This is a genomic window from Streptomyces sp. NPDC006691, from assembly GCF_042869955.1.
GTDB lineage: Bacteria > Actinomycetota > Actinomycetes > Streptomycetales > Streptomycetaceae > Streptomyces.
The window spans coordinates 387,396-409,705 of record NZ_JBIAGW010000001.1; the positions used below are offsets into that span (position 1 = coordinate 387,396).

At 74.2% G+C, this 22,310-nt stretch carries 18 protein-coding genes and 1 riboswitch; of the genes, 10 read left to right on the top strand and 8 right to left on the bottom strand.

Annotation, left to right across the window (positions count from 1 at the left end):
• Positions 1–169: 169 nt before the first annotated feature.
• The 4 genes from ACFYNP_RS01745 (at position 170) to ACFYNP_RS01760 (ending at position 3,270) form a co-directional block, all read left to right on the top strand.
• The gene (locus tag ACFYNP_RS01745; protein ID WP_031141049.1) at positions 170–373 is read left to right on the top strand and encodes a cold-shock protein; all 204 of its coding nucleotides are present in this window, start codon (positions 170–172) and stop codon (positions 371–373) included.
• Between the two features lie 393 nt (positions 374–766).
• Entirely contained in the window at positions 767–2,335 is a 1,569-nt protein-coding gene (locus tag ACFYNP_RS01750) for a DEAD/DEAH box helicase (RefSeq protein ID WP_388781616.1), read from the top strand.
• A gap of 89 nt (positions 2,336–2,424) precedes the next feature.
• A complete protein-coding gene (locus tag ACFYNP_RS01755; protein WP_388417929.1) occupies positions 2,425–2,733 on the top strand; it encodes an SCO5918 family protein in 309 nt (102 codons plus the stop codon).
• 201 nt (positions 2,734–2,934) lie between these two features.
• A complete protein-coding gene (locus tag ACFYNP_RS01760; protein WP_388417927.1) occupies positions 2,935–3,270 on the top strand; it encodes a MerR family transcriptional regulator in 336 nt (111 codons plus the stop codon).
• 49 nt (positions 3,271–3,319) lie between these two features.
• On the opposite strand, the gene ACFYNP_RS01765 is transcribed toward ACFYNP_RS01760, so the two are convergent.
• The 5 genes from ACFYNP_RS01765 to ACFYNP_RS01785 form a co-directional block, all read right to left on the bottom strand.
• Positions 3,320–4,027, bottom strand: a complete 708-nt coding sequence (locus ACFYNP_RS01765) for a GntR family transcriptional regulator (RefSeq protein WP_100579537.1) — start codon at positions 4,025–4,027, stop codon at positions 3,320–3,322.
• A gap of 47 nt (positions 4,028–4,074) precedes the next feature.
• Entirely contained in the window at positions 4,075–5,751 is a 1,677-nt protein-coding gene (locus ACFYNP_RS01770) for an NAD(P)/FAD-dependent oxidoreductase (RefSeq protein ID WP_388781618.1), read from the bottom strand.
• Positions 5,752–5,912: 161 nt separating this feature from the next.
• On the bottom strand, positions 5,913–6,275 hold the full coding sequence (locus ACFYNP_RS01775; protein ID WP_388417920.1) for a (2Fe-2S)-binding protein: 363 nt from the start codon (positions 6,273–6,275) through the stop codon (positions 5,913–5,915).
• The gene (locus ACFYNP_RS01780; RefSeq protein ID WP_388781620.1) at positions 6,272–7,420 is read right to left on the bottom strand and encodes an NAD(P)/FAD-dependent oxidoreductase; all 1,149 of its coding nucleotides are present in this window, start codon (positions 7,418–7,420) and stop codon (positions 6,272–6,274) included. Before ACFYNP_RS01780 ends, ACFYNP_RS01775 begins: the two co-directional genes overlap by 4 nt.
• 120 nt (positions 7,421–7,540) lie before the next feature.
• Entirely contained in the window at positions 7,541–8,659 is a 1,119-nt protein-coding gene (locus ACFYNP_RS01785) for a Dyp-type peroxidase (RefSeq protein WP_388781623.1), read from the bottom strand.
• A gap of 34 nt (positions 8,660–8,693) precedes the next feature.
• On the opposite strand from ACFYNP_RS01785, the gene ACFYNP_RS01790 reads away from it, so the two are divergent.
• The gene (locus ACFYNP_RS01790) at positions 8,694–9,434 is read left to right on the top strand and encodes an RBBP9/YdeN family alpha/beta hydrolase (protein WP_388781626.1); all 741 of its coding nucleotides are present in this window, start codon (positions 8,694–8,696) and stop codon (positions 9,432–9,434) included.
• On the opposite strand, the gene ACFYNP_RS01795 is transcribed toward ACFYNP_RS01790, so the two are convergent.
• Positions 9,412–9,804: a hypothetical protein gene (locus ACFYNP_RS01795; RefSeq protein ID WP_388781628.1), complete on the bottom strand. Its 393-nt coding sequence runs from the start codon at positions 9,802–9,804 to the stop codon at positions 9,412–9,414. The genes ACFYNP_RS01790 and ACFYNP_RS01795 overlap by 23 nt on opposite strands.
• 210 nt (positions 9,805–10,014) lie before the next feature.
• Here ACFYNP_RS01795 and ACFYNP_RS01800 point away from each other — a divergent pair, with 210 nt between their 5' ends.
• Entirely contained in the window at positions 10,015–11,667 is a 1,653-nt protein-coding gene (locus ACFYNP_RS01800; protein WP_388781631.1) for a sigma-70 family RNA polymerase sigma factor, read from the top strand.
• A 126-nt stretch (positions 11,668–11,793) separates the two neighbouring features.
• On the opposite strand, the gene cobN is transcribed toward ACFYNP_RS01800, so the two are convergent.
• Positions 11,794–15,438 carry a cobaltochelatase subunit CobN gene (cobN, locus tag ACFYNP_RS01805; RefSeq protein WP_388781634.1) on the bottom strand — a complete coding sequence of 1,215 codons (3,645 nt, stop codon included), beginning with the start codon at positions 15,436–15,438 and terminating at the stop codon, positions 11,794–11,796.
• A gap of 91 nt (positions 15,439–15,529) precedes the next feature.
• A riboswitch (cobalamin riboswitch) is annotated at positions 15,530–15,615 on the bottom strand.
• An 888-nt stretch (positions 15,616–16,503) separates the two neighbouring features.
• Between cobN and ACFYNP_RS01810 the strand changes: the two genes are divergently transcribed.
• The 3 genes from ACFYNP_RS01810 (at position 16,504) to ACFYNP_RS01820 (ending at position 20,199) form a co-directional block, all read left to right on the top strand.
• Complete coding sequence (locus ACFYNP_RS01810; RefSeq protein ID WP_388781636.1) at positions 16,504–17,973, top strand: cobalamin biosynthesis protein CobG; 1,470 nt, start codon at positions 16,504–16,506, stop codon at positions 17,971–17,973.
• A gap of 82 nt (positions 17,974–18,055) precedes the next feature.
• On the top strand, positions 18,056–18,697 hold the full coding sequence (locus ACFYNP_RS01815; RefSeq protein ID WP_388781639.1) for a precorrin-8X methylmutase: 642 nt from the start codon (positions 18,056–18,058) through the stop codon (positions 18,695–18,697).
• The gene (locus ACFYNP_RS01820; protein ID WP_388781642.1) at positions 18,694–20,199 is read left to right on the top strand and encodes a precorrin-2 C(20)-methyltransferase; all 1,506 of its coding nucleotides are present in this window, start codon (positions 18,694–18,696) and stop codon (positions 20,197–20,199) included. The genes ACFYNP_RS01815 and ACFYNP_RS01820 overlap by 4 nt, the downstream gene beginning before the upstream one ends.
• A 118-nt stretch (positions 20,200–20,317) precedes the next feature.
• Here the strand turns inward: ACFYNP_RS01820 and ACFYNP_RS01825 are convergent, their stop codons facing one another.
• Positions 20,318–21,064 carry a cobalt-precorrin-6A reductase gene (locus ACFYNP_RS01825; RefSeq protein WP_388417890.1) on the bottom strand — a complete coding sequence of 249 codons (747 nt, stop codon included), beginning with the start codon at positions 21,062–21,064 and terminating at the stop codon, positions 20,318–20,320.
• A 92-nt stretch (positions 21,065–21,156) separates the two neighbouring features.
• Here ACFYNP_RS01825 and ACFYNP_RS01830 point away from each other — a divergent pair, with 92 nt between their 5' ends.
• Positions 21,157–22,278, top strand: a complete 1,122-nt coding sequence (locus tag ACFYNP_RS01830) for a cobalt-precorrin-5B (C(1))-methyltransferase (RefSeq protein ID WP_388781645.1) — start codon at positions 21,157–21,159, stop codon at positions 22,276–22,278.
• The last annotated feature ends 32 nt before the right edge of the window (positions 22,279–22,310 follow it).

The window sequence follows — 22,310 nt, forward strand, 5'->3', positions numbered from 1 at the left end:
CATGAGAATTTCTTGCGCGACCGGCCGAGCAGAATTATTGACCATGCTTCTGCGATTGCGCCGTGCTACTGTCGATATCAGTTGCAGTTGTGGTTCCCAGCAGGGCAATCATCACAGTGACGCGGAGTTCGCACGGTGCGGGCTCCGAAATTGCCCCAAGGAGAATGACATGGCTGCAGGTACCGTGAAGTGGTTCAACGCGGAAAAGGGCTTCGGCTTCATCGAGCAGGACGGTGGCGGTCCGGACGTGTTCGCCCACTACTCGAACATCGCCGCCCAGGGCTTCCGTGAGCTCCAGGAAGGCCAGAAGGTCAACTTCGACATCGCGCAGGGCCAGAAGGGCCCGACCGCCGAGAACATCGTTCCGGCCTGATCGTCGACACGCACTTCGCAGCTGGGGCCCGCACCTTGGGGTGCGGGCCCCGGCTCGTCGCGTTTCCGGGCCCGACCGCCCGTACCGCCGGCCCGCGCGCCCGCCACGCCGGCCTCCCGCCCGTCCCGCCGTGAGCACCTGACCGGCGAGAACACACCCGCCGCACACCACGCGGCACCGCACGGCCCCCGACCCACGGCGCGCCCCACCGTACGGCTCGGACCGTCCGCCCACGCGCCCGGGATTTCCTCCGCACCTCATCACAGCGATGCGCCCCGAATATCGAATTCGGCCCGATGCGCTTTCGCATCCGCCCGGCTCGTTCTTGCGATTCCCCGTACTGTGCTTTCTCCGGGAATTCCTCGATGCGTGCCGTATCAAGGAAGGTTCCGCATGAACCGCACCCGTACGAACGATCGCTACAGCCGCACCAATAATTCCGGCAGCTCCGGCGCCCCCCGCGGCGGCAGCCGCTTCGGCTCCTCCGGCTCTTCCGGCGGATCCAGCCGGTTCGGCTCGTCCGGCCGCTCCGGCTCCTCGGGCCGCTCCGGCTCCTCCGGCCGCTCGGGCGGTTACGGCCGCCGGTCCTCCGGCCCCCAGGGCGAGTTCGCCCTGCCGGTCACGGTGACCCCGGCCCTGCCCGCCGTCGAGACCTTCGCCGAACTGGCGCTCCCGCCGCAGCTGTTGGCCGAGCTCACCCAGCAGGGCCTCAGCGTCCCGTTCCCCATCCAGGGAGCGACGCTGCCGAACTCGCTGGCGGGCCGTGACGTGCTCGGCCGTGGCCGTACCGGCTCCGGCAAGACCCTCGCCTTCGGGCTCGCGATGCTCACCCGCACGGCAGGCCGCCGCGCCGAGCCCCGCCAGCCGCTCGCCCTGGTCCTCGTCCCCACCCGCGAACTGGCCCAGCAGGTCACCGATGCGCTGACCCCGTACGCCCGTGCCTTGCGGCTGCGGCTGGCGACGGTGGTGGGTGGCATGTCGATCGGGCGGCAGGCGGGTGCGCTGCGTTCGGGTGCGGAGGTCGTGGTGGCGACGCCGGGCCGGCTCAAGGACTTGATCGAGCGCCGGGACTGCCGTCTGGACCAGGTCGACATCACCGTTCTGGACGAGGCGGACCAGATGGCCGACATGGGCTTCATGCCGCAGGTCACCGAGCTTCTCGACCAGGTGCGCCCGGGCGGGCAGCGGATGCTGTTCTCGGCGACCCTGGACCGCAACGTGGACCTGCTGGTGCGCCGTTACCTGAGCGACCCGGTCGTGCACTCGGTGGACCCGTCGGCGGGCGCGGTCACCACGATGGAGCACCACGTGCTGCATGTGCAGAGCGCCGACAAGTACGCCACGACCACGGAGATCGCGGCCCGGGACGGCCGCGTGATCATGTTCCTGGACACCAAGCACGCGGTGGACCAGCTCACCAAGCACCTGCTCCAGAGCGGGGTGCGGGCGGCGGCGCTGCACGGCGGGAAGTCGCAGCCCCAGCGCACCCGCACCCTTGCCCAGTTCAAGACCGGTGATGTGTCCGTGCTGGTCGCCACGAACGTGGCGGCGCGCGGTATCCACGTCGACAACCTCGACCTGGTGGTCAACGTCGACCCGCCGACCGACCACAAGGACTACCTGCACCGCGGCGGCCGCACCGCCCGCGCCGGCGAGTCCGGCAGCGTCGTCACCCTCGTCACGCCCAACCAGCGCCGCGAGATGAGCCGCCTGATGGTCAACGCGAGCATCGTCCCGCAGACCACTCAAGTACGCTCCGGCGACGAGGAGTTGAGCCGGATCACCGGCGCCCAGGCACCCTCCGGCATCCCGGTCACCATCAAGGCGCCGGTCGCCGAGCGCCCCCGCCGCAGCGCCTCCGCCTCCTCCTCGCGCGGCCGTCGCAGCCGCCCGGCCCAGGACCGGCGCGGCGCCCGCCCCGCTCGCGCCACCGAACCCCGCCAGTCCGGAACGGCCGCCTGAGCCCGCACCCGGCCCTGCACCGGGGCGCGCTCGTCCCGACCGCCGACCGCACACCCGGTCGGTCCACCCCCCAAGCCTTGGAAGGCATCATGCGCTGCGTCATCGCCCGCTTCCCGTTCGATCTCTCCAAGGCCCAAGTGGTGGCCGCGATGAAGGGCATCAAGCCCGAGCCCGTCGAGGGTGACTCCGTCCTCATCGGACGCCGTCACTACCCCGTCAAGCAGGTGGGTGAGGTCATCACCCGGCAGGACCGCCGCGACTTCAGCGCCCAGGAGGTGACCCGGGCCATGACCCGCCTGGGCTTCACCTGCCAGGGCCTGCCCCAGGCCGCGCCCGCCCGCACCCTGACCCCGCTGGAAGCGGCGTCCGAGATGCTCGGCGTGAACGCGCTGGCGTAACCCGCGAGCCGGGCGCACCACCGCATACGGATCACCACGAGGGCCCCGCCGGGACACCGGCGGGGCCCTCGTCGTGCGCCGGGTTCGGGCGCCCCCGCCGGTCGGCGCGGCACCCGGGGCGGCCCATGGTGTTGAATTTCCCCTCGGGCCCGCGGACCCGAGGGGCGCCGCGGACCCCCGACGCGGTGCGAAAGAGGTGACATGACAGCGGACAGCCCGCTCAGTGGTCGACTGGACGACGACGACTATCCCGCCTACACCATGGGCCGGGCCGCCGAGATGATCGGTGCGAGCCCCGCGTTCCTGCGCGCCCTCGGCGAAGCCCGCCTCATCACTCCGCTGCGCTCCGAAGGCGGCCACCGGCGCTACTCCCGCTACCAGCTGCGCATCGCGGCCCGGGCCCGCGAACTCGTCGACCAGGGCACCCCCGTCGAAGCGGCCTGCCGCATCGTGATCCTGGAGGACCAGCTGGAGGAGGCCCAGCGCCTCAACGCGGAGTACCGCGCGGCGGCCGCCGAGGACCCCGACTCCCCCTGACCGAGGCCTCCGTACCCCGCCCCCGGGGGGCGAGCCGGGGCGAGGCGGTTCAGCGGGCCGCGCCCAGGCGGCGCTTGGGCTTGGGATCGGCCGCCTCGCTCCTCGCCCACAGCGAGCGGACGTGGCCGAGGTGCCGGGTCATGCACTTCTCGGCCGCCCTGGCGTCGCCGGCCAGCATGAGGTCGAGCAGCTCGATGTGCTCCTCGGCCGACGGGATCAGCTCGTCGCGCTGGTCCAGCGCGGTCAGACCGTACAGCCGGGACCGCTTGCGCAGATCGCCGACGGTCTCCACCAGGCGCTCGTTGCCCGACAGGGCGAGCAGCGACAGGTGGAAGCGGCGGTCGGCCTCCAGGTAGCCGATGAGGTCGTGCTCGCGGGCCGCGCGCACGATCTCCTCGGCGACCGGCCGCAGCGCCTCCAGGTCGGCGCGGTCCGCGCTGCGGGTGATCCGGCCGATCATCGGGACCTCGATCAGCGCGCGGATCTCGGTGTACTGGTCGAGGTCGCGCTCGTTGACCTCGGTGATCCGGAAGCCCTTGTTGCGGACCGGCTCCACCAGACCCTCCCGGGCGAGGTCGAGCATGGCTTCGCGCACAGGGGTCGCGGAGATGCCGAACTCCTCGGCGAGGCCGGGCGCCGAATAGACCTGCCCGGGCCGCAGCTCACCGGAGATCAGCGCGGCGCGCAGCGCGTGGGCGACCTGGTCGCGCAGCCGCTCGGTGGTGGTGATGACCTTGCTCTGCTTCAGGTGTCCCATGCTGCTGTTCCTCCGTACCGAGCGGAGACCCAGAGTACAATGTCACGTTACGTTTGCGACCGGCTCGGCCCCTGGCCGCATCCGGGCCTCCCGGCGCCTCCGGAGCTCTCGGCGGGGCCGGACCCGTCAGCGGCTCCGGGCCCCTCGTGGCATCCGGACCCGTCAGCACTTCCGGGCTCCTCGGCGGCCAGTGCCCCGAGCGTGACCGGCACCGCCAACGGGCGCCGCTGCGCCGGAGGTTGGCCGTCTCCGGCGAGGCAGGACACCGCCGCCCCGCACATCCGCCCCTGACACCAGCCCATGCCGGCCCGCGTGAGCAGTTTGACGGTACGGGCGTCGCGGGCGCCCTCGGCGGTGACCGCCGCACGGATCCGGCCCGCCGTGACCTCTTCGCAGCGGCACACCTCGGTGTCGTCGGAGAGCCAGTCGGTCCAGCCCGGGCCCGGCGCGTGCGTGGCGGCCATGGCTTCGGCGAAGGTGCGCAGCCGGGCGCGGCGGGACATCAACTGCCGCACGCGCGCGTGGCGTACGCGATTGGGGCCCTGGGGCGGGCCGGAGTGCGGACCGAGTTGCGGCCTTGGGTCCGGCCCGGGGGTGGGCGCGAGCCGCGCGGCGATGGCGAAGGCCGCCAACTCGCCCTCCACACACGCCAGTTGTGCGCCCGCCACGCCTCCGACCTCTCCCGCGGCCCAGACCCCCCGGACCGAGGTCTCCTGCATCGAACTGAGCCGCAGGGCAAGGGTGTTGTCGGAGGTGGAGCGGGTGGCGCAGCCGAGCGTGGTGGCGAGTTCGATCCCGGGGACGAGTCCATGGCCGATGGCGAGGGCATCACAGGCGATCAGACGCCCGGATCCGGGCACGGGCCGCCACCGGGCGTCGAGCCGGGACACCGTGACCGCCTCGACGCGCTCGGAGCCGTACGCCTCGGTCACCGCGCTGCGGGTACGCAGCGGGACCCGGTGCCGGAGCAGGGCCGCGCCGTGCGTCAGGCCCTCGGCGAGCTTGTGGGGGTTGGCGGCGAGCGCGCGGGGGTGCCGGGCGTAGCCGACATAGCCGGACGCCTCGATCACGGCCGGAACCTCGACGCCGGCCGCGGCGAGCGAGGAGGCCACGGCGAGGAGCAGCGGCCCGCTGCCGGCGACGACCACCCGCTTCCCGGGCAGCACGAGCCCGCCCTTGAGCATGGCCTGCGCGCCACCGGCTCCCACGACACCCGGCAACGTCCAGCCGGGAAAAGGTAGTTGGCGCTCATACGCCCCGGTGGCGAGCAACACGGCCCGGGCCCGAACCCGCACGGCCCGCCCCCCGCCCTGCCCGCCCTCACCATGCTCTCCGCCGTCCTCCCCGACGACGGCATGCACGACCCATTCGCCACCCCCGTCCCCACGCCCCTCCCCGCCCCCGTCCCGCTCAACGGCCCACACATGGTGCCGGCCAAGATGCTCGACCCGGCCGGCCGCCAGCCGCTCGCGCAGCGCGACGAAAGCGTCCCAGTCGTGATGCAGCGCCTCGGGCCGCGTGGCCCCGAGCGCGGCAGCGGGCTGCCGGTAGAACTGGCCCCCCACGCGGTCGGCCATGTCCAACAGTGCTACCCGGAGCCCGAGTTGCCCCGCGAGGCCGGCACCGGCCAGCCCGGCGGGCCCCGCACCCACCACCACGAGGTCATACGCCCCCGTCACCACGCACCCCCAACTCCGTTCCGTTGCAGCCCCGTTGAGAGCCATCGGCTCTGGCGCGGGCGCCCCCACCGCACGGGCGCGACCAGCCACGAACGGCGGCAGCCGAAGCCGGCGGGACAGGCCCCGACCCCGCCCGTGCCCCTGTCCCCGCCCGTGTACCCGTCCCCGCCCGTGTACCCGTCCCCGTCCCCGCGCCCGTATCCCGCTCAGACCGCAAGCTCCCCACGTCCCTCCCCCTCCTGCGTCCTGATCGCGTCCCCGGGTCGCACCCCCACGAGACACGCTCGCCGATTGGCCACGCCGTTGACCGTGACCAGGCAGTCGAAGCACTGCCCGATCCCGCAGAACACCCCGCGCGGCTTCCCGCCCCCGCGGGTCGTCCGCCAGGCCAGGATCCCGGCGGCCCACAACGCGGCCGCGACGGTCTGTCCGGGCAGCGCCGGTACCGCACGCCCGTCCACCGTGATCTCGAACGCGGGCCCCGGCCGGGCCCGGGCCAACTCTTCAGGAGTACGGGCCGCACCGTCCCCCCGGCCTTCCTTCCCCGACCACCGCTGACGTCGGCTCACGCCCCACCCCCGACCTCGAACCTCGCCGGATCGAACGGGCTGATGTCCAGGGGTGGTCGGCCCCCCACCAGACACTCCGCGATGATCCGCCCCGTCACCGGGGCCAGACCGATCCCCGCACCCTCGTGCCCGCACGCGTGCAGCAGCCCCGGCACCCGCGGATCCCTCCCGATCGCCGGCAGATGGTCCGGCAGATACGGCCGGAACCCCGCGTACGTACGGATCACCCGCACGCCCGCGAGCACGGGGAACAGCGCGGTCGCCCCCGCCGCGAGTCGCCGCAGGGCCGGCACCGACAGGGTGCGGTCGAACCCCACCCGCTCGCGGCTCGCGCCGATCAGGACCGGCCCCGCGGGCGTCCCCTCGACCACCGGCGAGGTCTGGAGCGCGGCGGAGTCGCTGGCCACGTCCGCGACGTAGTCCGCCGCGTACACCTTGTGGCGCACCACGCGCGGCAGCGGCTCCGTGACCAGTACGAAGCCGCGGCGGGGCAGCACCGGCAGCAATACCCCCGCCAGCCGGGCGAGTTCGCCGCCCCAGGTGCCGGCGGCGTTGACGACGTACGGCGCGTGCAGCACGCCGGACGCGGTACGCACGCCCCGTACCGCGCCGCCCGGGCCGGTGAGCAGCCCCGTCACCTCCTGCCCGAGCCGGAGCTCCGCACCCGACGCACGCAGCAGCCGCGCCGCGGCGAGGGCGGGCATGACCTGGGCGTCCTGCGGATAGTGGACGCCTCCCGCGAGGCCGGGCGCCAAGTGCGGCTCCAGGTCGGGCAGCCGGTCGGCCGCCACCTCGCGTACGGTCACGCCCGCCTTCTCCTGGGCCGCGGCGAAGGTACGCAGTGCGGTCAGGGCCGCGTCGTCGGAGGCGACGACGAGCCCGCCCTTGGGTTCGTACTCGACGCCGTGCGGGAGCTGTTCGGCGAGCTCTCGCCACAACTCGGCTGAATGGAGGGCGAGTTCGAGCTCGGGTCCGGGGGCCTTGTCCGAGACGAGGAGGTTGCCTTCGCCGGAGCCGGTGGTGCCGCCGGCGACCGGGCCGCGGTCGAGGACCGTCACCTTCAGGCCGGCGCGGGCCGCGTAGTGGGCGCAGGCGGCGCCCACGATGCCGGCGCCCACGACGATGACGTCCGGGGTGCTTGTCATGACCACCCCGGTAATATTTCACATGGCACCGCGCGTGCCAAGGCATCGCCGCCCGGCGGCCCGCCCTCCCGCGGCCGGGGGCTGCGCGGGTGCCCCCGACCCCCTGGGCTCCGCCCAGGGTCAAAGCACCGTGCTCCCCAAAGCCGCCCCGCTCCCCGCGACTCCCGGCAACACATAAAAAAGAGCCGAACCGTACTGCTCCGCAAAGGAGTTGAGCGCATCGGATGCGGCCAGCCGAGCCCCTACCCGGACGAACAGTGCGGGATCCCGCATGTAGGCGAGGAAGAGCATGCCCCGATCCCCGGGGCTGTTCTCGTAGGAGTAGCTCCGCCGGAGCATCCGTGCGCCTCCGTCGGGGCGGGGGCCGGCGAGGCGGACGTGGGCGTCCAGGGGGAGGACGTAACTCCCGTCCGGCATACGGGCGTTGAGGTCGGGGGACAGTACCCCCCCATCCCTCTTGCGGCACCCCATGATCTGCTCCTGCCGGGCGACCGGCAAGCGCCCGAACTCCTCCACCCGGAGCCGGATCCGCCGCACCACGAGGAACGTGCCGTCCGCATAACGTCCCCCGGGCGGCAGCCACACCCAGCGCTCGCTCTCCGCCGCCGTGGGGTTGGCCGTGCCGTTCTTGAAGCCGAGGAGGTCACGGGGGGCCTCGTCGGCCCGTGCGGGCGCGAGGAGTTCGGAGCGCGGGCCGGGGCGCTCGGCGGGCAGGAAGCCCGCCTGGCGCCAGCGCGGCAGCAGCACTCCCGCGCCCGCGCCCGCGAGCAGCCCGGCCAGCCGCTCGCACGCCCGAGGATCCCGCCCGCAGATCTGCACACCGATCTCGCCGCCCCCCGCCCCCACGTCCAGGTGCTCCCCGGCGAAGGCGGGCAGCTCCCGCAGGCCCTCGGGCGCCCCGACGCCGAGCCGTGGCGGCAGGCCGGGGCCGATGCCGACGGTCGCGGTGGGCCCTGGTGCCAGCCCGGCCAGCAGTTCGCTCCACCGCGCGAGCAGCCGCCGTACCGCGTCCCGCCCGGGGGCACCCCGGGTGCCGGGGGTGAGGTCGTAGGAGACGAAGAGCGTGTGCGGCTGCTGGGGCTCGATCACCCCTGCCTGCCGGACCGGCCCGGCGGGGGGCGCATGGACGGGCCGCCGGTCCCGCTCGCGCCGAGGCGCCGCGGCCTCGCACCCGCTCAGCGCGAAGGCCGTCGGAAGCGTGGTGAGAAGTGCGCGGCGCCGGAACCCGAGGTCACTCAAGTCATCGTACAAAACAGTACATTTCGTGAGAGAAGTGCTCGGTACGATACACCTGCGGCACCCCGGGTACGGGGACTTCCGTAAGAGGCGAGCGACCAGCGCGGGGGAAGCCATGTACGGCTACGTGATCATTCCCGGTATCGACGGGTCCGACGAGCACCACTGGCAGAGCGAGTGGGAGCGGCAGTGGGGTCCGTCGGCGGTGCGCACCGCTCCGGACTCGTGGTCCGAGCCGGATCTGGAGGACTGGGTCGCGGCGGTCGGGGCGGCAGTCGACGAGGCATCCCGGCAGCACGACCACGTCGTCCTCGTGGCCCACAGCCTGGGCTGCTGGGCCGCGGCCACCTGGCTGGACCGGAACCCCGCACCCGCCGCCGCGGCAGCGTTCCTGGTGGCCCCGCCCGACCCGCTGTCCCCGGCGTTCCCGAGCGGCTCCGCACCGACCTTCACCGAGCTCTCGGCGCGCCCGCTCCCCCTCCCCGCCCTGGTGGTGGCCGGCACGAACGACCCGTACTGCGCCCCCGAGACATCCGCCGCCTTCGCCGCGCAGTGGGGCGCCCACCACCATCTGGCCGGCCCCGTGGGACACATCAACTCCGGTAGCCTGCTCGGCAGTTGGGAGGAGGGGCGGGACCTTCTGGACTCGCTTGCTCCCCCCTGCGCCCACACCCCAGACCTCACCCCCACCCCCGCCCCCTTTCCCCCGCCGGCCCCCACTACAGGACCCGCCCCGGACACGTCCGTCCGAGCCGCTACTGCTCCCCCAGCGGATTGACCGGCGTCGGCGGCGCATCCGGGTCGTCCTCGGCGCGCGGGAGCGGACGGTGGCCCTCCGACCAGTGGTTGGACCAGCCGCACACCCCGCACGAGTACCGCCCGTCGAGCCCGGCCAGCTCCGTGCCACACCGCTTGCACTGGGTGTACGTGATGTCCGGCGTCGGAGGCGGCATCGGCGTCGGCTTGGGCAGCGCTCCCGGCACGGCCCCCGCCGACAACCCCGGCACGGACCCCTCCGACGACCCCGGCACGGACCCCGGCACCGGCGCGGCCTCGCGCGACCGCTCCGGCACACGCGGCCGCTCCGGCTCGGGCGAGCACTCCGGCTCGGAAGCCCGTTCCGGCTCGGACGCGGGGATGTCACTCATGCGTCGGAGCGTACGCCCGCGCGGGAGTGACACGGCTCACGTACACCTGCCGCACTCCCCGTGGGCCAACGCCGACCGGCAGGTCGGGCCCGGTATGCGAGTGCGGGCGGTCGATATCTGTCATCCGTTTTCTGTTATCCGCCCACCGTCACCCTGTTCTCCTCTCCGTCGGGTCAGTTAGGTTCGGTGCTCCGGGAGAGTGGACGAGGCGTGATCAGTGAACAGATAGCCGCGGTGGTCGTCGCGGCCCGGGACGGGGATCAGCGGGCGCGCGACGAGCTCGTCGCCGGGTATCTGCCGCTCGTGTACAACATCGTCGGGCGCGCCCTGGGCGGGCACGCCGATGTCGACGACGTCGTGCAGGAGAGCCTGCTGCGGATGCTCGACGGGCTCGGCTCGCTGCGTGAGCCCGCGGCGTTCCGGTCGTGGCTGGTCGCCGTCACCATGAACGAGATCCGCCGGTACTGGCAGGGCCACCGCCGCACCCCCGTCGACGGCGGGCTCCAGGACGCCCACGACCTAGCCGACCCCGGCGCCGACTTCGTCGACCTCACCATCGTGCGGCTCGGGCTGTCCGGGCAGCGCAAGGAGGTCACCGAGGCCACCCGCTGGCTGGAGCCCGACGACCGGGCACTGCTCTCGCTGTGGTGGCTGGAGGCGGCGGGCGTACTCACCCGGGGCGAGGTCGCCACGGCGCTCGACCTGACCGCCGAGCACGCCGCCGTACGCGTCCAGCGCATGAAGGGCCAGCTGGAGACCGCCCGGGTCGTCGTGCGGGCGCTGGCCGGGATCGAGCGCTGTGGCGAGCTGTACGGGCTCGCCCTGTCCTGGGACGGCGTGCCTTCGGCCCTGTGGCGCAAGCGCATAGCCCGGCACGCCCGGACCTGCGCGGTCTGCTCCGGGCACTGGAGCGGGCTGATACCCGCCGAGGGGCTGCTCGTCGGGCTCGCCCTGGTCCCGGCGGGCACGGCCACCGCCGGTCTGCTCGCCCTCCTGGGCGGCCGGGCGCCCGCCCCGGAGACCGTCGCCCACGCGACCGACGCCACCCGGGCCGTCCCGCGCGCCACCCATGGCGCCCATGCCGCGGGGCGGCGGGCCCCCACCTCCCGGCGCGACCAGCGCGACCAGCGAGCCCGACGGCGGCGGCGGGCCGCCGCCGTCGTCGCGGGGATCGCCGCCGTGGCCGCCCTCGGCGGGGCCTACCGGTTCGTCAGCGCCCCCGGCCAGGACGCCTCCCGTTCCGTCGCGGACGCCCCCCTCACCACCACCGACGCCGCCAGCGCCGACGGCACCGGCACCCGGTCGCTTCCGCCGAGCCCGTCCGCCTCCAACTCCCGGACGAAGAAGAGCAGTTCGCCTTCGCCGAGCGCCCCGGCCAAGCACTCCGCTCCGCCCGCCGCCAAGCCGACCGCGCACCCCGTGCCGCCCAGGCCCGTGCCCAGCACGAAGCGGGCGACGGCCGAAGCGGACCATGGCACCCCGGCCGCCGTGCAGCAGGTGCTCGATCTCGTCAACTCCGAGCGCGCCAAGGCGGGTTGCTCGGCGCTCACCAGCAATCCGAAGCTGTACGACGCCGCCCTCAAGCACTCCGAGAACATGGCCGCGCAGAACTTCTTCGACCACACCGACCCCAGCGGGGCGGGCCCGGGCGACCGCGTCACCGCCGCCGGGTACCAGTGGAGCGCGGTCGGCGAGAACATCGCGCGCGGCCAGGCGGACGCGGCCGCCGTCATGGACTCCTGGATGCACAGCCCCGGCCACCGCGCCAACATCCTGAACTGCGGCTACAAGGAGATCGGCATCGGCGTGCACTACGGGTCCGGCGGCCCTTGGTGGACCCAGGACTTCGGCACCCCGAGCTGACACCGCCGACGTACGGGGGCGGGCCCGGTCGCGAAGACCGGGCCCGCCCCTGTGCGTACGCAAGCGGTACCTGCAGCGGTACCTACCGCCGTGCCTACAGCGGTAGCTACAGCCGTGCCTACCCGCTCAGCCCTCGTCCTCCAGGTCGCCCTCGGTCTCCAGGTACACCTGCCGCAGCGCTTCGAGCACCGCCGGATCCGGCTTGGCCCACATGCCGCGGGACTCGGCCTCCAGGAGACGTTCCGCGATGCCGTGCAGGGCCCAGGGGTTGGCGTTCTGGAGGAACTCGCGGTTGGCCGGGTCCAGGACGTACGTCTCGGTCAACTTGTCGTACATCCAGTCGGCGACGACTCCGGTCGTGGCGTCGTAGCCGAACAAGTAGTCCACGGTGGCGGCGAGTTCGAAGGCACCCTTGTAGCCGTGGCGGCGCATCGCCTCGATCCACTTGGGGTTGACGACGCGGGCCCGGAAGACCCGGCTGGTCTCCTCGACCAGGGTGCGGGTCTTGACCGTCTCGGGGCGCGTCGAGTCGCCGATGTAGGCCTCGGGGGCGGTGCCGCGCAGGGCGCGGACGGTGGCCACCATGCCGCCGTGGTACTGGAAGTAGTCGTCCGAGTCGGCGATGTCGTGCTCGCGGGTGTCGGTGTTCTTGGCCGCGACCGCGATCCGCTTGTACGCCGTCTCCATCTCGTCCCGCGCCGGGCGCCCGTCGAGCTCGCGGCCGTAGGCGTAGCCGCCCCACACCGTGTAGACCTCGGCGAGGTCGGCGTCGGTGCGCCAGTCGCGGGAGTCGATGAGCTGGAGCAGGCCGGCGCCGTAGGTGCCGGGGCGGGAGCCGAAGATGCGGGTGGTGGCCCGGCGTTCGTCACCGTGCTCGGCGAGGTCGGCCTGGGTGTGGGCGCGTACGTAGTTCTGCTCGGCGGGCTCCTCCAGGGAGGCGGCGAGGCGTACCGCGTCGTCGAGCAGGCCGATGGTGTGCGGGAAGGCGTCGCGGAAGAAGCCCGAGATGCGCAGGGTGACGTCGATGCGGGGGCGGCCGAGCTCGTCGAGCGGGATGGGCTCAAGGCCGGTGACCCGGCGGGAGGCGTCGTCCCAGACGGGGCGCACGCCGAGCAGTGCCATGGCCTCGGCGACGTCGTCGCCGGCCGTGCGCATCGCGCTGGTGCCCCACAGGGAGAGCCCGACCGAGGTCGGCCAGTCGCCGTTGTCGGTGCGGTAGCGGTTGGCCAGGGATTCGGCGAGGGCCTGGCCGGTCTCCCAGGCGAGCCGGGAGGGGACGGCCTTGGGGTCGACGGAGTAGAAGTTGCGGCCGGTCGGCAGGACGTTGACCAGGCCTCGGAGCGGAGAGCCCGAGGGTCCTGCCGGGACGAAGCCGCCGTTCAACGCGTGCACGGTGTGGTCGAGTTCGGCGGTGGTCGCGGCCAGGCGCGGCACGACCTCGCGGGCGGCGAACTCCAGGATGGCGCGCACCTGTTGGGGCTGGTCGGCGGGGATCGCCGCGAGCTCCCAGTCGGCGTCGTCCATCAACTGGACCAGGGCGCGGGCCTGTTCCTCGGCCTCGTCGGCGCTGGTGCGGGTGGCGGCGGACTCGTCCAGGCCGAGGGCTTCGCGCAGGCCGGGCAGGGCGGTGGTGCCGCCCCAGATCTGGCGGGCGCGCAGAATGGCGAGGACGAGGTTGACGCGGTCGGCGCCGGCCGGGGCGTTGCCGAGGACGTGCAGTCCGTCGCGGATCTGGACGTCCTTGATCTCGCAGAGCCAGCCGTCGAGATGCATGATGAACTCGTCGAAGCCCTCGTCCTCGGGACGGTCTTCGAGCCCGAGGTCGTGGTCGAGCTTCGCGGCCTGGATCAGGGTCCAGATCTGGGCGCGGATCGCGGGGAGCTTGGCGGGGTCCATGGACGCGATCTGGGCGTGCTCGTCCAGGAGTTGCTCCAGGCGCGCGATGTCCCCGTAGGAGTCGGCGCGGGCCATCGGCGGCACGAGGTGGTCGATGAGCGTGGCGTGCACCCGGCGCTTGGCCTGGGTGCCCTCGCCCGGGTCGTTGACCAGGAACGGGTAGACCAGCGGCAGGTCGCCGAGGGCCGCGTCGGGGCCGCAGGCGGCGGACAGGCCCGCGTTCTTGCCGGGCAGCCACTCCAGGTTGCCGTGCTTGCCGAGGTGGATCATCGCGTCGGCGCCGAAGCCGCCGTCGGCGGCGCTCGCCGCGATCCAGCGGTAGGCGGCCAAGTAGTGGTGCGAGGGCGGCAGATCGGGGTCGTGGTAGATCGCGATCGGGTTCTCGCCGAAGCCGCGCGGCGGCTGGATGAGGATCAGCAGGTTGTCGCGGCGCAGGGCCGCGAGCACGATGTCGCCCTCGGGGTCGCCGCCCTGCGCCACCCGGCTCCGGTCGAGGAACATCTCGCCGGGCGGCGGGCCCCAGTGCTGCTCGACGTTGGTGCGCAGTTCCTCGGGCAGCGTGGCGTACCAGCGCTTGTAGTCGGCGGCCGGGATGCGGACCGGGTTCGCGGCGAGCTGCTCCTCGGTGAGCCAGTCCTGGTCGTGGCCGCCCGCGTCGATGAGGGCGCGGATCAGCTCGTCGCCGTCGCCGGAGACCAGGCCGGGGATCGCGTCCTCGGGCCCGAAGTCGTAGCCCTCGGCGCGCAGTCGGCGCAGGAGCGCGACGGCGCTGGCGGGGGTGTCGAGGCCGACCGCGTTGCCGATCCGGGAGTGCTTGGTCGGGTACGCGGACAGGACGAGTGCTATGCGCTTGTCGGCGGCCGGGATGTGCTTGAGGCGGGCGTGGCGCACCGCGATCCCGGCGGCGCGGGCGGAGCGCTCGGCGTCGGCGACGTAGGCGGGGAGCCCGTCCTCGTCGATCTCCTTGAAGGAGAACGGCACGGTGATCAGGCGCCCGTCGAACTCGGGCACGGCGATCTGGCTGGCCGCGTCCAGCGGGGATACGCCCTCGTCGTTCTCCTCCCAGGCGCTGCGCGAGCCGGTGAGGCAGAGCGCCTGGAGGATCGGTACGTCCAGGCCGCTGAGCGCGCCCGCGTCCCAGGACTCGTCGTCGCCGCCCGCGGACGCGGTGGCCGGCTTGGTGCCGCCGGCCGCGAGGACGGTGGTCACGATGGCGTCGGCGGACCGCAGTTCGTCGATGAGCGCGGGCTCGGGGTCGCGCAGCGAGGACACGTACAGCGGGAGCGGGCGGCCCCCGGCGTCCTCGATCGCGCCGCACAGGGTGTCCACGAAGGCGGTGTTGCCGCTCATGTGGTGGGCGCGGTAGTAGAGCACGGCGACGGTCGGCCCCTCGACCGGCCGGGCGGTGCGCTCAAGGGGGCCCCAGGACGGGGCGGGGGCGGGCGGCTCGAAGCCGTGGCCGGTGAGCAGCACGGTGTCGGAGAGGAACCGCGCGAGCTGGTCGAGGTTGGCGGGGCCGCCGTGCGCGAGGTAGGCGTGCGCCTCGGCGGCGATGCCGACCGGCACGGTGGAGGCGGCCATCAGCTGGGCGTCCGGGGCCTGTTCGCCGGTGAGGACGACGACGGGCAGACCGCTCGCGGTGAGCTGGTCCAGGCCGTCCTGCCAGGCCCGTACGCCGCCGAGCAGCCGTACGACGACGAGGCCGACGCCGTCGAGGAGCGCGGGCAGCGCGTCGAGCGCGAGGCGGGACGGGTTCGCGAACCGGTACGGGACGGGGCCGTTCGCCGCGCGGGCGGAGAGCAGGTCGGTGTCGGACGTCGACAGGAGCAGGATGGGGCGGGGGTCCTCTGCGGGCTCCCCGGACGTGTGCAGCATGCGGCGTCAGGCCTTCCTCGGGGTGTCCGCGCCCCGGGTGGTGTCGGAATGGGTCCCCCGGGCCGGGGAGGCTTCCCTGGCCTGGGAGGGGGAGTTCCTGACTCACCCGGTATCCGAGCTGACCTCGGTCCGGGCTCACAGTGGCGGGACCGCGCCGGATTCCCACCGGGCTTCCTCCCCTGCCGCCGTCGCCGGCGCCGCCTGCATAGTAGCGACCCTGGTTGTCCGCGGTTTTGGGTGCGGGGTGGTGGGGGGTGGTGCGGGGTGGTTGGGGGTGCGGGGACCTCCGGTCGGGGGGCGGGGGCCTCCGGTCGGGGTGCGGGGACCTCCGGTCGGGGTGCGGGGACCTCCGGTCGGGGTGCGGGGGCTTCCGGCTGGGGTGCGGGGACCTCCGGTCGGGGGTGCGCTGGGGCGGCGCGGGCTTCCGGGCCGGGGTGTGCTGGGGCTCCGCCCCAGACCCCGGGAGTTCGCCCCAGCCCGCCCCTTCCCACAACCCTCCGGGGGAGGAGGGAGCCGTGTGCAGTTCGAGTGCGGACCGTAGGGGCCGTTCGCGCAGTTCCCCGCGCCCCTGGCGGTACTGGTGCTGGGGCATCTTCAGCCCGTCATGGGGGTCCCCCTGGCCCTTGAGGCCTTGAGGGAGATTGAGGACAAGCGCCGTTCAGCGCGAACGGGGGTCTGGGGACGGAGCCCACAGGAATCCCGAGGCGGAGCCCACAGGGCCCCCGGGCAGAGCCTCGCAGGGGACCCGGGGGGCGTAACCCGCAAAGGCCCCCGGGCAGAGCCCCGCAGGGGTCCAGGGGCGGAACCCACAGGGGTCCAGGGGGCGGAACCCGCAAAGCCCCCCGGGCAGAGCCCCGCAGGGGACCCGGGGCTGAGCCCCGCAGAGGTCCCGGGGGGAGGCGGAATCCACAGGGCCCCCGGGCAGAGCCCCGCAGAGGTCAAGGGGCGGAGCCCCAGGAGAGCAGCTCAGCCCAGTCGCACCCCCGGAGGGTCTCGGGAAGGGGCGGGGTGGGGAGAAGACCTCCCAGCACGGCCACCGCCTCACTCGTGGGTATGCTCGCGGCCATGCCGCTCCCCTCCACAACACCCCCCAACCAGGGCGAACCCCACATAGGGGACACCCCGGGAGCAGTCACGCCCGAACCCGCCGTACGGGACGGCATGCGGGACGCCGTGCGGGACGTCATACGGGACACCGCACAGGACGTCGTACGGGACCGGGGCGACGCCTGCCCCGGTGCCCTCCGGCTGCACACCGCCGACGACGGCAAGCTGGCCCGACTCCGGCTGCCCGGCGGCATATTGACGGACCGTCAGGTGGAGGCGCTGGCCGTCGCGGCCGAGCGGTACGGGGACGGCCACCTCGGCATCACATCGCGCGGCAACGCCGAACTCCGCGGCATCGGCGACCACTGCGGCAACGGACTCGCCGAACTCCTGCGCCACACCGCCCTGTTGCCCTCCGAGCGGCACGAACGGATACGCAACATCGTCGCGTCCCCGCTGGCCGGCCTCGACGGCCGGGGCCACGGCAGCCTGCTCCCCTGGCTCCGCGAGCTGGACGCGCTGCTGTGCGCCCAGGACTGGACCACCGCCCTCTCGGGCCGCTTCCTGTTCGCCCTGGACGACGGCCGCGGCGACGTCACCGCCCTCGGCGGCGATGTGACCTTGCTCGCACAGGGCGGGACCCGTGAGGGCAGGACGGACCAGGACGGGAGCGCGGGCCGACGCCCGGCCACCGCGCTGATCCGGACCGGAGAGGCGGCCCCCCTGCGCGTGGCCGCCTCCGACGCCCCCCGCGCCGCCCTCACCGCCGCCCACGCCTTCCTCGCCGCCGCCGCAGACGCCGGCACCGGCGCCTGGCGGGTGCGCGAGCTGCCCCCGGGCCACGAGGTGGACCTCGCCGCCGCCCTGGCCCGCGCGGGCATCCCGGCCGAGCCCGCCCCCGCACCACGGACACCGCCCGCCCCCGCCCCGCGGCCCGGCATCGTGGCTAGCCCCGACGGAACGTACGCGGTCCTCGTGGCCCCCGTGCTCGGCCGGGTGACCAGCACCCAGCTGAGGGCACTCGCCGGCCCCGGCGGCGAGATCAGGATCACGCCCTGGCGCGGATTCGTCGTCACCGGGTTCGACGAGCGCGGCGCCCAGCGGCGGCTGAGGGAACTCGGTGACGCCGGGTTCATCACCGACCCCGGCTCCGCGTGGAGCGGGGTCGGCGCCTGCACCGGGCGGCCCGGCTGCGCCAAGGCGCTGGCCGACGTACGCCGGGACGCCCTGCCGGGCACGGGCGGACTCGCGGGCACGGCCGCTCCTCCGGGCACGGGCGGACTCCCGGCCATCGATGCCCTGCCGGTCTACTGGTCCGGGTGCGCACGCCGCTGCGGGCATCCGCACGGCGACTGGGTGGACGTGACCGCGACCGCCGACGGCTCCTACACCGTGACGGCACGGAGCGGCACAGCGGAGCAGCAACTGCCGTACGCGGAGGGCGAGTTGGCGGACACCATCGCCCGGGCGCGAGGCGGCCGACGATGACGGCCGCACCAGTCGGCTCACGCAGGAACCAGCACACGCGGAAAGCGACAACGGGCACGCCGGCGACGGGGACCACGACGAGATGAGCGAGAGCACAGTGTTCGACTACGAGAAGGACGGCGCGGAGATCTACCGCCAGTCCTTTGCCACGATCCGCGCCGAGGCGGACCTCGGCGGCCTGCCCGCCGACGTGAGCCAGGTCGCGGTCCGCATGATCCACGCCTGTGGCATGACGGACCTGACCCGCGACCTCGGCTGGACGCCCGGCGTCGTGGCCCGGGCCCGCGAGGCGCTGCGCGCGGGCGCGCCGATCCTGTGCGACGCGCGGATGGTGGCCAGCGGCGTGACCCGCAAGCGGCTGCCCGCCGACAACGAGGTGCTGTGCACCCTGAACGACCCGTCGGTGCCCGAGCTCGCCGCGCGGCTCGGCACCACGCGCAGCGCCGCCGCCCTGGAGCTGTGGCGCGACCGCCTGGACGGCGCGGTCGTGGCCGTCGGCAACGCGCCCACCGCCCTGTTCCGGCTGCTCGAAATGATCGAGGAGGGCGCGCCCCGCCCGGCGGCCGTCATCGGCGTGCCGGTCGGCTTCATCGGCGCGGCCGAGTCGAAGGACGCGCTCGCCGCGCACCCTTCGGGCCTGGAACACCTGGTGGTACGGGGCCGGCGCGGCGGCAGCGCGATCGCCGCGGCCGCCCTCAACGCGATCGCGAGCGAGGCGGAATGAGCGAGAACAGCAGCACGGCCGGCCGTCTCTACGGGGTCGGCCTCGGGCCGGGCGATCCGTCCCTGATGACGGTGCGCGCGGTGGAGGCCATCGCCGAGGCGGACGTGGTGGCGTACCACTCGGCACGGCACGGCCGTTCCATAGCGCGCTCGATCGCGGCGAAGCACATCCGTGCCGACCACATCGAGGAGAAGCTGGTCTACCCGCTCACCGTGGAGACCACCGACCACCCCGGCGGCTACCGGGGCGCCCTGAACGACTTCTACGAGGAGGCGTCGGCCCGCCTGGCCGAGCACCTCGACGCGGGCCGCACGGTCGCCGTGCTCGCCGAGGGCGACCCGCTGTTCTACGGCTCGTACCAGCACATGCACAAGCGGCTCGCGCACCGCTACCCCACCGAGGTGATCCCCGGCGTGACCTCGGTGAGCGCCGCGGCCGCCCGGCTCGGGGAGCCGTTGGTCGAGGCCGAGGAGGTGCTCACGATCCTGCCCGGCACCCTGCCGGAGGAAGAGCTCACCGCGCGCCTGGCCGCCACCGACTCGGCGGTGGTGATGAAGCTGGGCCGCACCTTCACCAAGGTCCGCCGGGCGCTGGAGCGTTCGGGGCGTCTGGACGAGGCGCGGTATGTGGAGCGCGCCACCATGGCGGGCGAGCGTACGGGTCAACTGGCCGACATCGAGGCCGAGTCGGTGCCGTACTTCTCAGTCGCGGTGCTGCCGAGCCGTATCGACGCCACACCGCCCGTGCGCGAGCGCGGCGAGGTCACGGTCGTCGGCACCGGGCCGGCCGGCCCGCTGTGGCTGACCCCCGAGTCGCGCGGCGCCCTCGCCGCCGCCGACGACATCGTCGGCTACACCACGTACGTGGACCGGGTGCCGGAGCGCCCCGGACAGCTGCGGCACGGCTCGGACAACAAGGTGGAGTCCGAGCGCGCCGAGTTCGCCCTCCAACTGGCCCTGCGGGGGCGGCGGGTGGCGGTGGTGTCGGGCGGCGACCCGGGCATCTTCGCGATGGCCACCGCCGTACTGGAAGTGGCTTCGCAGCCCGAGTACGCGGACGTCCCCGTGCGGGTCCTGCCGGGGGTGACCGCGGCGAACGCCGCCGCGGCCCGCGCGGGCGCCCCGCTCGGCCACGACTACGCGACGATCTCGCTCTCCGACCGGCTCAAGCCGTGGGACGTCATCGCGGAGCGCCTGGACGCGGCGGCCTCCGCCGATCTGGTGCTCGCCCTCTACAACCCCGGTTCCGCGAGCCGCACTTGGCAGGTCGCCAAGGCCCGCGAGCTGCTCCTGGAGCACCGCTCGCCGGGCACCCCGGTCGTGGTCGCCCGGGACGTGGGCGGCCCCACCGAGCGGGTCCGCATCGTGCGCCTGGCCGAACTGGACCCGGCCGAGGTCGACATGCGCACGATCCTGCTGGTCGGCTCGTCGCAGACCCGTACGGTTCGGCGTGGCGACGGCGAGGAGATCGTCTGGACCCCGCGCCGCTACCCGGAGGGCTGAGCCGGCCGCTACCCGGAGGGCCGAGCCCGCCACCCGCGGGGCTGAGCCGGCCGCCACCCGGAGGGCCGAGCCGGCCGCTGTCCGGCGGGCCGAGCCGCCCGGGGCGGTCCGGACGAGGTCACCCGGTGAACCCGCGCACCCAGGCGGCCGCCTCCTCGGGGGTGGCCGCCCGGTCGACCCCGTCCGGAACCGGCGGCCGCCGCACCACGACCACCGGGATCCCCGCCTCGCGGGCGGCGGTGAGCTTGGGCGCGGTGGCCGCGCCCCCGCTGTCCTTGGTGACGAGGACGTCGATCCGGTGCGTCCCCAGCACCTCCCGCTCCCCTTCGAGGGTGAACGGGCCGCGGTCGAGCAGCACGTCCATCGCGGCGGGGAACGGCGGCTCGGGCGCGTCCACGGACCGCATGAGGAACCACAGCGCGTCGAGGTGGGCGAAGGCCGCCAGGCCCATGCGTCCGGTGGTGAGGAAGACCCGGCGGCCGAGCGCGGGCAGCAGCTCGGCGGCCTCCGTCAGGGAGCCCGCCGCGTGCCAGCGGTCGCCCGCGCCGGGGACCCAGCCCGGCCGGCGCAGCGCGAGCAGGGGAACATGGGCCTCGGCGGCGGCCCGCGCCGCGTTGAAACTGATCGTCCCGGCGAAAGGATGGGTGGCGTCGATGAGCACGTCCACCGCGTGCGTACGCAGCCACGCGGCGAGCCCCTCGGCCCCGCCGAAGCCGCCGACCCGGACCTCTCCGGGCGGCAGCCGGGGCGCCGCGACGCGTCCGGCGAGCGAACTCGTCACGCGCAGAGGGGCGGCCTCGGCGTCGCACAGCAGCCCCGCCAGCCGACGGGCCTCGCCCGTACCCCCCAGAATCAAGACGTGCACAGGATCCGGTTCCGTTCGTGAGTGGGGCCGAGGGTCATGAGTTCCGTGAGTGAGGCCGAGGACATGGGCGCAGGGGCCGCGGGTGGTAAGCGGTGAGTGAGGCGAAGGGCGGCCGCGGCGCCCAACTCAAGCACACCGGTCTGCGCCCCGGCTGGACGACCGGTGCCTGTGCGACGGCGGCCACCACGGCCGCGTACACCGCGCTCCTGACCGGCGAATTCCCCGACCCGGTGACGATCACCCTGCCGCGCGGCCAGACGCCCGCGTTCGCGCTCGCCACCGAGGAACTGGCCCCCGGGCACGCGATGGCGGCCGTGGTGAAGGACGCGGGCGACGACCCGGACGTCACCCACGGCGCGCTGGTCCGCTCGACCGTACGGCTGCTTCCGCCCGGCTCCGGCGTGGTGTTCCGGGCGGGCGACGGCGTGGGCACGATCACCCGCCCCGGCCTTCCGCTGCCGGTGGGCGAACCCGCGATCAACCCCGTGCCGCGCCGGATGATGCGCGACCACGTGGCGCTGGTGGCCGAACGCCACGGCGCCCCGGGGGACGTCGAGATCACCATCTCGGTGGACCACGGCGCGGAGCTCGCGCGCTCGACCTGGAACCCGCGCCTGGGCATCCTGGGCGGACTGTCGGTCCTGGGCACGACCGGCATCGTGGTGCCGTACTCGTGCTCGGCGTGGATCGACTCGATCCGGCGCGGGGTGGACGTGGCGCGGGCGGCGGGCCGCACCCATGTGGCGGGCTGCACGGGCTCGACGTCGGAGAAGACGGTGGTCGCCGAACACGGCCTGCCGGAGGACGCCCTGCTCGACATGGGCGACTTCGCGGGCGCGGTCCTCAAGTACGTACGCCGTCATCCGGTGGACCGCCTCACCATCTGCGGCGGCTTCGCCAAGCTGTCCAAACTGGCCGCGGGCCATCTCGACCTGCACTCGGCCCGCTCCCAGGTGGACAAGCCGTTCCTCGCGGAGCTCGCCCGCGGCGGCGGCGCGAGCGAGGCGCTCGCGACCGAGGTGGCGGAGGCCAACACGGGCCTCGCGGCACTGGAGCTGTGCACCGCGGCGGGCGTCCGGCTGGGCGACCTGGTCGCCGCGCGGGCCCGCGACGAGGCCCTGTCCGTGCTGCGCGGGGCGCCGGTCGCGGTGGACGTGATCTGCATCGACCGGGCGGGCAACGTGGTGGGCCGCAGCGAACCGGCGGGCCCGTGAAGGCAAGGGACGCGGAGGGCCGCAGCGAACCG